Here is a 13407-nt window from a genome sequence, read left to right as displayed (position 1 = left end):
ACAGTTCGGCTAGCCTGAGTGAGTATTGAACAAGCTCAGCGAAGAGCTCACCACCCGTACGCCCAACCACTGAGGAGACCGCCAATGACGCTCGGATCCACTGGCCAGATCGCCGCCCCCACCCGGAGCACCGGATCGGGGCCTTACCCCAGGCTCATCCTCCGCGATGCCATGATCGTCGACGGAACCGGCGCTGCCCCATACGGGCCGGCAGACATCCTGATCGAAGACGACAGGATCACCGGAATCTGGGAACCGAACGGTGCGAGCAGCCTCACCGAACGTCCCTCGTCCGACGGCGCGAAAGTCATGGACCTCAACGGCTCCTACGTCTTGCCGGGACTCATCGACTCCCACGCTCACATCGGCAAACCCGAGCAGGCACCGAACGCCGACTATGTCTATAAACTCTGGCTCGGCCACGGCGTGACCACCATCCGCGAACTCGGAGCGTTCAACGGCCTCGACTGGACCGTTTCCGAAGCCCGACGAGCCGAAGCCAACGAAATCGCGGCCCCGCGCTTGCACATCTATCCTGCACTGCGTGCCGGAACCCTCGACGGACCCACCCCGGCCACCGCTGACGAGGCAACCGCGTGGGTCAATGAGGTCGCCGACCGCGGAGCGAACGGAGTGAAGTTCTTCGGCACCTCCCCCACTGTGTTCGGCGCCGCCGTCGAAGCGGCACAAGCACGTGGTCTACGGACCGCCTGTCACCACGACCAGCGTCGAGCCGCGCAGGTCAACGCCCTCACCTCGGCGAGGTGGGGACTGAACAGCATCGAACACTGGTACGGCATCCCCGAAGCGATGTTCCGCGACCGCACCCTCCAGCACGTGCCCACCGACTACAACCACAACAGCGAACCCCAGCGCTTCAGCCAAGGCGCCCACCTGTGGTTGCAGACCGCCGAGCGCGGCAGCAGCGCCTGGCAGGAGACCCTCGCGGAGCTCCTCGAACTCGGAACCGTATTGAGCCCGACGTTCAACATCTACGTCGGGTCCCGCGACGCCGCCCGAGTGCGCACCTCCGAATGGCACTCCGACTTCACCTCCCCCACCCTGTGGGAGTTCTTCCAGCCCTCGGCCGACAAACACGGCTCCTACATGGGCGACTGGACAAGTGGGGACGAGATCGCCTGGCGCCACGCCTACGTCAAATGGATGTCCTTCGTCAACGACTACAAGAACCTGGGCGGCTTGGTCACGGCCGGGTCGGACTCCGGTTTCATCTACAAGGTCTTCGGCTTCGGCCTCATCGAAGAACTTGAACTCCTCCTCGAAGCGGGTTTCCACCCCCTCGAAGTCGTCCGCGCCGCCACGCTGAGCAGCGCCCAGCTTCTCGGCATCGACGACGAGCTCGGCTCCGTCGAACCCGGCAAGATCGCCGACCTGCTCATCGTCAAGGACAACCCCCTGAGCAACTTCAAGGTCCTCTACGGCCACGGTCATCTCCGGGCCGAAGAATCCGGCATCAATCGCGTCGGCGGAGTCGACTTCACTCTGCGCTCCGGCATCGTCTACGACGCCAGAGAACTCCGCGAGGACGTGAAATCGATGGTCGCCGAAGAGCGAGCGGAGCAACACTAAGCGACATGGCTCGACTCCGGCCGGACTTATGTACTACCTGGGTCGACGTGGTCTGAGGCGAGAAGCTCAGTGGCAGGCGGCCGCCTGAGTCTGCCGATCTGCAGCAATCGTGCGGATGTGTCCGCGCACGTGCGCCTGAAGCACGGTGAGCGGTACGCTGCCCATCCCGAGCACCGTGTCGTGGAAGTCCCTGATCGAGAAGTCCTCACCCAGCGTCTCCTCGGCCTCCTGCCGCAGCTGCTGAATCGTCAGTTGCCCGAGGTAGTAGGCAGTGGCCTGTCCGGGCCAGGAGATGTAGCGATCAATCTCCGTGACGATCTCGTGTTCGGCGATCGCCGTATTGTCCCGCAGGAAGTCCTGCGCCTGTTCCCGACTCCACCCCAGCGCATGCATGCCCGGATCGACCACGAGGCGCACGGCCCGCCACATCTGGAACGAGAGCATACCCATGCGTTCGAACGGCGTCTCGTACATCCCCATCTCATCGCCGAGGCGTTCGGTGTAGAGGCCCCAGCCCTCGCCGAAGGCCGAGATGTAGAGCCGCCGGAAGTCGGCGAGCTCGAGCTCCTCGGCCAGCGAAATCTGGAACGAATGTCCGGGCGCAGATTCGTGCAGGGTCAGTGCCGGCAGAGAATACAGCGGTCGCGCCGGCAAGTTGTACGTGTTGAGCAGGTACCGGTCGGGAGCACCTCGGCCGAACGTGTCGAATTTCGCGATCTCCGCCGGTGTCTCCATGATGGCGAAGCGCTGTTGCGGCAGACGCCCGAAGTACTGATGGACCACCCGGTCGAAGGCCTTGCACGTGTATGCGGCTTCGGACAGCAGTTGACGAGGAGTCGTTGCATAGAACTGCGGACTCGTGCGCATGAACTCGAACAGACCCGGCAGGTCGTCGGGATAGCCGAGTTCGACGGCGACGTCCTCCATCTCCTCCCGGATCTTCTTCACTTCGACCTGTCCGAGGTCGAAGATCTGCTGCGGACTGAGGTCCGTCGTCGAATACTCCCTGATCTGGGACCGGTAGAACTCGAGACCATCCGGCTGGTCGACCGCGGCGATAGACTCCGGCAGATTCGGCAGATACTCCGTTGTCAGGAAGTCAAGAAGTCTCCGGTAAGCGGGCACGACCTCAGCCGAGAGCACCTGCGCGGCCGCCTCGTGGAGTTCGGTTCGAACCTGTTCGGGCACGACCGCCGGGATTTTTCGGAACGGGCCGAAGAACGACAGCTCGGTGACGTCCTCGGTCTCGGCGACGACCCGCACCGGTTCCTCTCGTCCGCTCATGCACACTCTGGCTGGCCCAAAGCCTCGAGCCACTCCGGCCCTCATATTCTCGATCTGCTGATCGAAGAACCGTGGAATGTCGCCGAGCAAGCTGATGTATGCCCGAGCCGAACCGACGTCTTCGAGCACAAGACGGTAGGCGTCGAAGGCGAGCGTGCGCCAGAAAGCAGAATCTGCCGTGGCAGGTCTCTCCCACATCCTGTATCTCTGCGCCTCGACCAAGGTGACCATCTGCTGGCGGTAGACATCGAAGTCGATAGTCTCCTCCTCAGTGAGAGCATTGGTACTGACCGACGCGAGTTTGCCGAGTGTGTCCTCCCACATCTGCTGCCGACGCAGCTGCGAGGCCTCACTGACATCCGGCAAGAAGTCGACGACGGAGGCCTTCTGAGACAGTGATCCGAATTCGGCCTCTCTCCATGTCCACTCCGCGTTGATGATGGCGGCGAGCTTCCTGCCTTCGGCTGAAGCCCTTGCATGTGAGCTGCCTCGATGATTGCTCTCGGGCACGTCGATTCTCCTGTTCTCGATGATGATCGTCTTGCTGCGTTGCCGACCGGCTCTGTGCACGTGAGTGTCCGGCTCAGTTGGGTTGGTTCGACTCAGGCTTGGCTCCGTCTCCGATCGACCAAGCGACGAAGTCTGCGATATCGCGCAGCTGCTCGACTCTGACCTGCTGGTCGACATACATCATGTGCCCGGCCGGGTAATAGCGACGAACGATCTGGTCATGGGACTCATCGGCAATGCGCAGGTGTGCAAGCACGTGTTCCGAGGCGGCGAACGGCGTCGCTGAGTCGTGATACCCGAAAGCCACGTAGACCTTGAGATGCGGATTCATGCGCATCGCGAAAGCGAGATCTTCGGCAGTGTTGACGGTGGAGTTCTCGAACTCCTTGTACGACCATGGATGGACTCTGGATGTCAGCACCTCGTAGGTGAGGTCCGATTCGTATCCGAGTTCGGCACGCAGCAGATGATTGATTCCCACGGTGTAGGGATACTGGATCGCCGGATACGAAGGGTCGTCGCCGAGCACTTCGGAGGCGACCTTTCCCGGATGCGCGGTGAAGCGAGAGTCCAAACGACCGATGCGCAGTCGCTGATCGCGGAGCAGTTCTGTGAAGAAGGTGAACTCGTCGATGCGAAGGTCGGCGAGCCGGACGAACTTCTCATCGATCCCGATGAGCTCGGCCAGTTTCGCAGCAATCCGGGAGTGTTCGGAGGCCTCGAGCCGGTGTCCGCGAGCGAGCGCTTGGCTGAAGTCCCCATAGGCAAAATCCGTCGCCTCTGCGACGACATCTTCGAGCTCGCGCCCTGGATGTTTGCCGTGATAGTGCGCGATGGCGGCAAACGTCGGCAGGTAGTGGATGTAGGGAGCTTCATTGCCTTCCGCGAAATCGATCGTGGCGAAATCGAGGACGGCCGAGATGAGGAGGATGCCGTTGAAGGCGATTCCGTGGCGTTTGGCCAGATGTCCGGCCAGGGCCGCGGCACGGGTGGTTCCGTAGGACTCCCCGGCGAGGAACTTCGGTGAGATCCACCGATTGTTCCGTGTCAGCCACAGCCGGATCGCCTCGCCGACGACGTCGCGGTCCCCAGTGAACCCGTGGAAGTCCTCCGGCTTCTCCCCCTCTGCGGTGCGGGAGTATCCCGTGGTCACCGGGTCGATGAAGACCAGATCGGCGTGAGCCAGAGTCGTCTCAAGATTGTCGACGAGACCGTAGGGCGGCGGGGTGCGATCATTGACGTCGTTGGCCACCACCCGCCGTGGACCGAACAGACCGATGTGCATCCAGGCCGATGACGATCCCGGGCCTCCGTTGAAGACGAAGACGACTGGACGCTGAGCATCCTGACCGTCGTCGGTACTCTCAGCGATGGCGGTGTAGGAGGTGAGGAAGATCTGTGCCTTGGGCTTGAGTCCGGCGAACACGCCTTCCTCGACGATTTCGGAGCCGATGACCATACGGCCCGCCTGGGCCCGATACCGGAGCAGACCGGCGGGCAGCTGAAGTTCATGGACAGTGGTGACGAAGTCATCGACCGGCTGCGGTGGGTCTGCCGGCTGATTCGTGGGCTGTGACTGAGTCTGTGTATCAGGCATGATGGGGTTGAGGTCCTTCCCTGTGTGTGGAGATGGTGGAGATTCGGTGGTCGGTGACGATGCTGAGCGCCGAGGTGGTTGTGTCGGTCAGGTACGCCGACCCGCGTCCCAGCGGGGATCAATGCTCGGGACCGCGGAGAGCAGGGCCTTCGTGTATTCGTGCTGCGGGTCATCGAAGATCTCGTCGCGCGGGCCTTGCTCGACGATCCTGCCTTTCTGCATCACGGCAACCTTGTGGGCGATCTGTCGCACGACCGCCAGATCGTGGGCGATGAAGATGTAGGAGATATCGCGTTCGCGCTGCAGGTCGACCAACAGCTCGAGCACCTGTGCCTGAACCGACACGTCGAGAGCGGAGACCGCCTCATCGCAGATGACGAGCTTCGGTTCGACGATGAGGGCGCGAGCGATGCCGATGCGCTGGGCCTGCCCTCCGGAGAACTGGCGCGGATAGCGAGTGGAGTGGTCGGGGTTGAGTCCGACTCGTTCCATCGCCGCCTTGACCATGTTCCGGTAGCCGCCCGTGGCCGTCCGCTTCTGATAGCGAAGTGGTGCCGACACCACCTCTTCGACGGTGTGACGAGGGTTGAGTGAGGAGTAAGGGTCTTGGAATACCACCTGAACCCCGCTGCGAAAGTCCCGCAAGGATGCACCGGAGCGCTGGGTGATCTCCTCACCTTGGAACTCCACCGACCCGGACGTGGGATCGATGAGGCGTGCGATCATCCGCGCCGTGGTCGACTTTCCCGAACCGGACTCTCCGACGATGCCTAGTGTCTGCCGCCGGTGGACGTCGAAGGAGACTCCTTCGACCGCAGTGAATGTCTCTCTGCGGCCGGTGCGGAACTCCTTGCTCAGATCATTGGCTGCCAGCAGCGGCGTGGCGATGTCGCTCATGCTCATTTGCCCCCTTTCGTGAGAATGGGCTCGGGAAGATCGACGACGTCGTCGAGGCGCGGTGTCGCTGCGAGCAGCGCTTTGGTGTAGTCGTTGTCCGGGTTCGAGAAGATCTGCTCCGCAGTGCCCTGTTCGACGGTCCGGCCGAACCGCATCACCGTCACATGGTCGGAGATCTGGCTGACGACGGCCAGATCGTGGGTGATGAACAGCATCGCCGCCTGCGTCATCTCCTGCACGTCGGCGAGCAAGTCGAGGATCTGGGCTTGAACGGTGACGTCGAGGGCCGTGGTCGGTTCATCGGCGATGATGAGGTCGGGTTCGCACACGAGGGCCATCGCGATCATCACTCTTTGACGCATACCCCCGGAGAACTGATGGGGGTAGTGTCCGACGCGGCCGGCGGCGTCGGGGATGCGCACTCGATCCATCGCCTCGGCGGCCTTCCTCATCGCCGCTGCCTTCGTACCTCCCTTATGAGCACGGTAGGCCTCGGCGATCTGGAAACCGACCGTGTAGTAGGGGTTGAGCGAGGACAGAGGATCCTGAAAGATCATCGCAATCTGGTCGCCGCGGGTCCGCCGCATCGAGGCATCGGACCGGTGGAGCAGTTCATCGCCGTGAAATCGCACTGATCCTGTTGTCGTCGCCTCCTTCGGCAGCAGACCCATGATCGCCAGTGAGGTCATCGACTTGCCCGAACCTGATTCGCCGACCAGTCCCATCGTCTGACCTCGTGCGATGTCAAACGAGCTTCCGTCGACGACGACGCCGAGCGGAAATTCGATGCGAAGATCCCGCACGGACAGGACCGGAGCATCACCTGCAGCTCTTGACGGGTGTGCGCTCATGAGGTGCTCACTCTCACTCGGGGGTCGAGCACCCGGTAGAGCAGGTCGACCACAATGTTGGCGATGATCACGGCGAAGGCTGCCACGAGCGTGACTCCCATGATCACGGGCTGGTCGTTGACGGCGATCGCGTCGTAGGCGTATCGGCCGACGCCGTTGAGTCCGAAGACCGTCTCTGTGATAAGGGCTCCGCCCAGCAGTGTGGCGAAGTCGACGCCCAGGAGTGTGACGATCGGGGTCAGTGACGGACGCAGTCCGTGCCGGATGAGGACGGCGCTGCGTCCCAGGCCTTTGGCACGGGCTGTGCGCATGAAGTTCTCTCCCATGGTGTCGATGACATTGGTCCGGGTCAGCCGCGCATACATCGATGCGTACATGAGGGCAAGCACCATCCACGGCATGAGGTAGGCCTGGAACCACTGCACTGGGCTGTCTGTGAACGGGACCACCGTCGGAAACGGCAACCATTGGAGCTGCACGACGAGGAGGTATTGCAGGACTAAGGCCACGAAGTAGTTCGGCAGGGAGATCCCGGCCAGGGCGAACATCATCGCTCCCTTATCCCACCAGGTGCCCTCCTTCACGGCGCTGATCACGCCCGCGGCGACTCCGGAGAGCAGCCATAGGACCGCGGCACCGACGGCGATGGTCACCGAGACGGGCAGACGATCGACGATCCCCTGCAGGACATCCTGGTTGGTCTGGAACGAGTACCCGATGCACGGGGCGTTGCAGTGGACCACCGAGGCACCAGAACCGTAGTCGCGGCCGACGAAGATCGCGGCGAGGAACGTGAAGAACTGAGTGAAGAACGGTTCGTTGAGTCCCAACTGGTCCCGGATCGCCTCGATCCTCTCCGGGGTGCAGGTCTGGCCGCAGATGCTGGCGGCCGGATCCGGTGAGAGTTGGAAGAAGATGACGAAGGTGAAGAACACGACGAGCAGCATGATGATCAGCGCCGCGAACAGTCGTTTGACGAGATAAATGGCCATCAGAGTCCTCCCGCCCAGATCTTCTGGAGGTTGTCGCCGAGCACGGTGAATGACAGCACTGTGAGAAACAGGAACATACCCGGTATGGCGAAGAACATCGGATCGCTGGAGTACCAGGTCACCGCCGATGCGATCATCTGCCCCCACGAGGGATCGGGTGGAGTGATTCCCACGCCGAGGAAGGACAGTCCGGCCTCAGTGGCAATGAACGTCGGCACCGCCAGCGTGGCCATGACGACGATGGTTCCCGAAAGGTTGGGAAGCACTTCGCGGAATACCAGCGGAACCCAGCCGGCCCCCGATGTTCGGGCCGCCTCGACGAATTCACGATTCTTCAGTGACAGAGTCTGGCCGCGGATCACGCGGGCTGTGGCCGGCCAGGAGAAGAGACTGAGCACGAGGACGAGCAACAGAGGGCGGTTCCCCTGCGGCAGGGCCGAGAGGATCGCGATCATGAAGATCAGTGCTGGGAACGCCATGAGAAAGTCCATCACCCTGGAGATCACGGCATCGACGAACCCTCCGAGGAAACCGGCGATCACGCCCATGACCACGCCGATGACCATGGTGATCGCGGTTGCGCCGATGCCGATGAGCATCGAGACACGCGCGCCGTAGGCGATCCGAGCGAAGATGTCACGGCCGTTCTGGGGTTCGACTCCCATCCAATGCTCGGCACTGATGCCACCGAACTGCCCGTGCGGCAACCCACCCAGTGCTGGGTCCACGGCTCCTTCGTCGAATTCGTAGGGGCTGTAGCCGGAAAGCTGAGTAATGAGCGGAGCGAAGATCGCGAGGAGGACGATGAAGACGAGGAACCCGGTGGACAGAATCACTGTCGGTTTGCGCAGGATCCTCTTCAGGGTTCCCTGCCCGGGGGAAAAATCCTCCCCCGGGCCGGGCCGACCGAATTCCTCGACCTGATTCGAAAGCGAAGCAGTCACGAGTGAACTATCCTTCCGGCTTGAGTAGCCCCAACTGCGAGTAGTCGATGTATCCGGTCTTGGACGGATTGGCGAACGCTCCGCCGACGTTCGAGCCGACGAGCTGCAGAGGGCGCGGGCGGACCAGGGGCACGACGGGAGCGAGCTCGAGGACCTGTTCGTTGATCTCGGCATAGGCCGCTGTCTTGTCGTCGAGATCGGGCATGACTGCTGCCTCGGCGAGGGCCTTGTTCAGCTTCGGATCATCGATCTGGGACTGATTGAGGTTACCGGTCTTCGTGATTCGCTCACCGTCGAACAGGGGTCCCAACAGCGGTTCACCTGAGAACCAGCCATTGGAGCACCAGCCGGTGATCGCGAGCTCGTTCTGTTGGCTCGGTGTGGCCAGGACCTCGTAGAACTTCGCCTGGTCGATGACGTTGAGTTTGACCTCGATGCCGACCTTCTTCAGCGATTGCTGCACCGCCTCGGCCTGTGCCTGCCACATCGGCAGCGCACGAACGTCCATGGTCAGCTTGAGGTCCTCCGCTCCCGCTTCCTTGAGCATGGCCTTGGCCTTCTCAGGATCACCCTTGTTTCCCTCAGTGGCGTAGGGATCAGTTTCGTCGTACTGCGGAACACTGGGTAGCATCAGGTTAGGGGCGACATCGGCCAGTTGCGGGCCGCCGCTGGCGTTGACCACACTCGACTTGTCCACAGCCCAATTGATGGCCTGTCGGACCTTCTTATCCCCCAGTGGCTCCTTGGTGTTGTTCATGACCATGAAGTAGTTGCAGGAGGGCATGCTCTGCACCGTGCGCTCTGAGAGCTTGGGATCCTGGGTGATCTTCGCGAGGTTGGCCGCGACCACCGGGTTGGTCGACGCCGAGACCGCGTTGGCATCGTCGCCCTGGCCGGAGATCATCCGCTGATCGATCGTGTTCTGATCGAGGCTGACTGTGAACTTGAAGCCGTCTGGATAGGCCGGGCGAATGTCGTCGGTCTCGGCGTTCCAGTTCTCGTTACGGACCAGCGTCAGCGACTCGCCGCGCTTGTACTCGTCGACTTTGTACGGCCCCGACGAGATCGGATCCTTCTGAATCTGGTCGACCTTGGTCACCTTGTCCTTCGGGAAAGGGGCTCCCGGTGCGGTAGCGACGACGTTCGGGAAATCCGCCATCGGCTCATTCGTCTCGATCGTGATCGTTCGATCATCGACGACCTTGATCGAGTCGAGGCCTTCAGGGTCCTCGAAGACACCCTCGTAATCCTTGGCGCCCTTGACGTAATTCTGCAAGTAATCGAGGCCGATGGCCAGCGACGGGTCGAAGGCATGCTCGAAACCGAACTTCACGTCCTCGGCCGTGATCGGCGATCCGTCCTCGAAGGTGATGCCTTCCTTGAGCTTGAAAGTCCACTCGGTGGCGTCATCGTTCGAGGTTCCGGTGCCTTCGGCCAGATCTCCCACGAGTTCGAGTTCTCCGGATTCTCGGTTGTATTTGTACTGAGTGAGATTGCGATAGAGGAGGTTATAGAGGTTGAGGACGTTGCCGTCGCTGCCCATGGCAGGATCCAGGTGGGAAAAATCGACCCCACCCAGCACTTCGATGATGCCGCCCTTCTGCGGATCACCGGTGTACGAGGCGAAACCCGTCTTATCGTCGACGACCGATTGAGTGTCCCCGCCCTTGCTCGAACTCCCATTTCCACAGGCGCTCACAAGCATCGTGGCAGCAGCGGCGATCGCAACCATCGACATAGCTCGCTTGTTCATGAAAAGTCTCCTTCGACTGTTCCGTCATGATGCGTGGTTCAGAGTCCGCGAGTGACCGCACCCCAACTCCTGCAGTGTCTGTTGCAACCTCCGACTCCATCATTACCGCTGTTATCAGCGATAAGATCGGAACTTCAGGCACTCCAACCGCGAAGAAGTGACCTCAACCACACCTCGTATACAATCAGATCGCAACGTTCATTGCAATAGGAGATTCATAGTGGGAATCATCGCGACATGGCTGGAGCACCTCATGTCTCAACGCAAACTGTCCCCGGGGACAACGACAGTACTCAAGGCGATTGCCGACGATCCGGAAAGAGCTTCGTACTGCAGTGCTGCAGCACTCGCCGAGGCGGCTGGGGTCAACGTCGCCACTGTTGTCCGAGCTGCGCAGGCCATCGATTTCACCGGCTGGTCGGAGCTGTCGACAGAGATTCGGAATCGATTTCTCTCGTCATTGGATGCCGACAAACATTTTGTTCGCAACACGACCATCGGCACGGGTCAGGCTGTGAAGTCGATTCGCAAAGATCTCGAGCTCCTCGGTCTTCTTTCAGAGTCACTCTCCGATGCATCAATCACAACAATTGCCGAAATGATCACTTCGTCGCGATCGACCAAGGTACTTGCCACTGGCGCATACGTGGCCCCGGGCGCAGTTTTGGCTCACAATGCACAGGGCCTGGGCTATAACGTGTCGCTCAGTGATGGTTCGACAACAAGCATGATCAACGACGTTCGCCTACTGCAGCCGGGCGACTGCCTGCTGACCTTTTCCATCTGGAAGACCAGTTCAAGCATCGTTCCACTGTGTGAACTCGCCAAAGAACGGGGGGTGCGGTTGATCGTCATTGCCGACCAGCATTCGCAACTGGCCGAACTCGCCGATCAACTCGTCCTTGTCCCTTCCGAAGGCGTCGGCCCGATGGCCTCAGTGACCTGCGCGGTCAGTGTCGCCCAGAGCATCGTGGGTGCGATTGCGAACGTCGACACACAGCATTCTGCCGCGATGCTCGAGGAACTGCAGACCATGTGGTCGCGCACCCAGGCAGTGATCAGTGACTGATTTTGCCGACGTACAACCCGCACATATGGCGCCAGGCTTTACCTGGCCGTCTCTCGACCGAGAATAGGCTCAAGTTTCCAACGTCATTCATGGACATCGACACGTGAGGCCGGAAATCAAGGCCACGGCCGAAGACGCGATTGTCGAGGTCTGCTTGAGAAGGGAGAGTGGGTAGCGGGAGGCTGCCAACGCAGCCATTCCGACCTCATCATATTCAGCTTGGCATTGCCTCGTCATATGCAAAGTCAATCGGGATTCGGAGGTCGCTCCCCCAGTTACACATTGAGGAACTCGCGCATCGCCGGCAGCTCGCGGCGTGACTGCGAGAGCCCCATGCGGTGAGCTGCGGCGAGACGCGAGAGATCCCGGGTGCCGTTGTCGACCGGCATAAGCTCCGGTGCGAACACGTGGGCCTTCCCCTCGGCTTCGAGAGCGAAGATGCGGTCACGCGTTTCGTTGTAGCGCTTCCACCGAGTCAGCAGCGCCTCGCCCACCGCCGGATACCGACGAAAGATGCTTCGGTAGATGGCGGGAAAACGCTGCGGCACCTTCCGGTATGAGCGCTCCTGCGTGAGGACGATGACGAACTTCTCGAAGCCTTCGCGCTGGGCCTGGCTCAAGGCGATTCCGCCATCTTCGCCCATCGCGCCGTCGACGAAGACGTGTCCGTCCAAGTGGACCGGAGGCATGAGACCCGGCATCGTCGAGGAGGCACGGACGCGAACCATGAGATCTTCGATGTGCGGTGTGTCCTTCCGCGACCACACGACGTCCTCACCTGTCACTGCGTCAAACGCAACGATTCTCATATCGGCGGAACTCGACTGGAACGACTCCCAGTCGAAAGGCAGAGCTTCCTCGGGGCCACCGGCCTTCTGGTAGATGTACTCCGCGTTGAACATGCCCTGTCCGCGGGCAAAATAGCGCAGACCGCCGAATTGCTCATCCGCAGCGAAGTCGACAAATGATCTGCGCGCCCGACGGGCGTCACCGGATAGATAATTCACCGTGTTCGACGCCCCGGCACTGATCCCGGCGACCCAGTCGAAAGACAGGCCCGCTTGGAGCAGCGTGACGACCATTCCACTTGTCAATGACGCCCGCATGCCGCCGCCTTCGAAGATGAGTGCGGTGTCGTTGATCCGTGCCGTTTCCGCTGGTCCTGTCGCCGGGCCTGTATCCGTCATGCTCGCCATCTTAACGAGTGTTAGACCGATCCGAGAGTGCCTCTAGTCAATGACAGGACAATCAAGCTCGCGCATAAAGCTGCGCACTCGAGTTCTGGCAGACTGACTTAGAGTGTACTGATACAGCGGTCGTAGCCGATAGTGCTCGTCTTCCCCTATGCTGACAGGCCTAAATACAGACCTAAGGCCATCAAACGCGTCGCGCAACTCATCATTTTGCACACCTTCAACTTTCCGGAATCCCGTCGAAAGAGCTGCGCGCAGGATCGCTGAAGCGACAGCCGTAAGTATGCCCACTATTAATGAAAGTATGACGAAAATCGAATAAGCGACGAGGCCAGACCACAAAAGCAAATGCTCAAAGAGATCACTTGGATGAGCGATGCTGGAAGTAAGCGCCACAAATACAAATGAGCTCATCGAGAGAACCAGTAGGCCCAAACTATTTCGCCCTCCCCCTGACGAAAGTCTATTTATTGTTGCGGTCAATACGTCAGCTCGGCTCACTGCATATGCGGCCTTCCCCAAGCTAGTTCCATCATCCATGGCCCGAAGCGCTTCGAGTTCGTCTTTGAGTGCGTTCACTCTTTCACTTACCCTGCCAGGTCCGAGCACTTTGAATAGCTGGACAATGATCCCTGCCACAACTGGTGGCCCCAAAATAAGACTCACAATTTCAAGCATGTAATAACCGTAGCAACAGGCACTGACACAAGAACGCGAGCGTTTAATC

At 60.7% G+C, this 13407-nt stretch carries 11 protein-coding genes and 1 pseudogene; 3 read left to right on the top strand and 9 right to left on the bottom strand.

The genetic code is table 11. The annotated features are described in order from the left end of the window. The first annotated feature begins 84 nt into the window (after window positions 1-84). On the top strand, window positions 85-1590 hold the full coding sequence (locus HU144_RS10750; RefSeq protein ID WP_235351337.1) for an amidohydrolase family protein: 1506 nt from the start codon (window positions 85-87) through the stop codon (window positions 1588-1590). A 66-nt stretch (window positions 1591-1656) separates the two neighbouring features. Here the strand turns inward: HU144_RS10750 and HU144_RS10745 are convergent, their stop codons facing one another. The 7 genes from HU144_RS10745 to HU144_RS10715 form a co-directional block, all read right to left on the bottom strand. Continuing rightward, window positions 1657-3384: a DUF885 domain-containing protein gene (locus HU144_RS10745; RefSeq protein ID WP_235351336.1), complete on the bottom strand. Its 1728-nt coding sequence runs from the start codon at window positions 3382-3384 to the stop codon at window positions 1657-1659. Window positions 3385-3457: 73 nt separating this feature from the next. Next, window positions 3458-4981, bottom strand: coding sequence for a S10 family peptidase (locus HU144_RS10740; RefSeq protein ID WP_101598521.1), 1524 nt, complete (start codon window positions 4979-4981; stop codon window positions 3458-3460). 87 nt (window positions 4982-5068) lie between these two features. After that, complete coding sequence (locus tag HU144_RS10735; protein WP_235351335.1) at window positions 5069-5884, bottom strand: ATP-binding cassette domain-containing protein; 816 nt, start codon at window positions 5882-5884, stop codon at window positions 5069-5071. Beyond that, entirely contained in the window at window positions 5881-6729 is an 849-nt protein-coding gene (locus tag HU144_RS10730) for an ABC transporter ATP-binding protein (protein ID WP_101571011.1), read from the bottom strand. Before HU144_RS10730 ends, HU144_RS10735 begins: the two co-directional genes overlap by 4 nt. Beyond that, window positions 6726-7721: an ABC transporter permease gene (locus HU144_RS10725; protein ID WP_101598523.1), complete on the bottom strand. Its 996-nt coding sequence runs from the start codon at window positions 7719-7721 to the stop codon at window positions 6726-6728. Before HU144_RS10725 ends, HU144_RS10730 begins: the two co-directional genes overlap by 4 nt. Continuing rightward, window positions 7721-8665, bottom strand: coding sequence for an ABC transporter permease (locus tag HU144_RS19425; protein WP_235351334.1), 945 nt, complete (start codon window positions 8663-8665; stop codon window positions 7721-7723). The genes HU144_RS10725 and HU144_RS19425 overlap by 1 nt, the downstream gene beginning before the upstream one ends. Before the next feature lie 7 nt (window positions 8666-8672). After that, a complete protein-coding gene (locus HU144_RS10715; RefSeq protein WP_235351333.1) occupies window positions 8673-10418 on the bottom strand; it encodes an ABC transporter substrate-binding protein in 1746 nt (581 codons plus the stop codon). A 253-nt stretch (window positions 10419-10671) separates the two neighbouring features. On the opposite strand from HU144_RS10715, the pseudogene HU144_RS19545 reads away from it, so the two are divergent. Beyond that, window positions 10672-10851: pseudogene (locus HU144_RS19545) on the top strand (hypothetical protein); the annotation flags it as partial. A 27-nt stretch (window positions 10852-10878) separates the two neighbouring features. Then, on the top strand, window positions 10879-11487 hold the full coding sequence (locus HU144_RS10710; RefSeq protein ID WP_235345654.1) for a MurR/RpiR family transcriptional regulator: 609 nt from the start codon (window positions 10879-10881) through the stop codon (window positions 11485-11487). A 275-nt stretch (window positions 11488-11762) separates the two neighbouring features. On the opposite strand, the gene HU144_RS10705 is transcribed toward HU144_RS10710, so the two are convergent. Continuing rightward, window positions 11763-12674, bottom strand: coding sequence for a patatin-like phospholipase family protein (locus tag HU144_RS10705; protein ID WP_235351332.1), 912 nt, complete (start codon window positions 12672-12674; stop codon window positions 11763-11765). A gap of 42 nt (window positions 12675-12716) precedes the next feature. After that, window positions 12717-13358, bottom strand: coding sequence for a hypothetical protein (locus HU144_RS10700; protein ID WP_235351331.1), 642 nt, complete (start codon window positions 13356-13358; stop codon window positions 12717-12719). Window positions 13359-13407 lie beyond the last annotated feature (49 nt).

Source organism: Brevibacterium sp. UCMA 11752, assembly GCF_021532235.1.
Classification (GTDB): Bacteria; Actinomycetota; Actinomycetes; order Actinomycetales; family Brevibacteriaceae; genus Brevibacterium; species Brevibacterium antiquum.
Note: the sequence above shows the minus strand (reverse complement) of the source record. Positions and strands in the feature narration are given on the sequence as shown.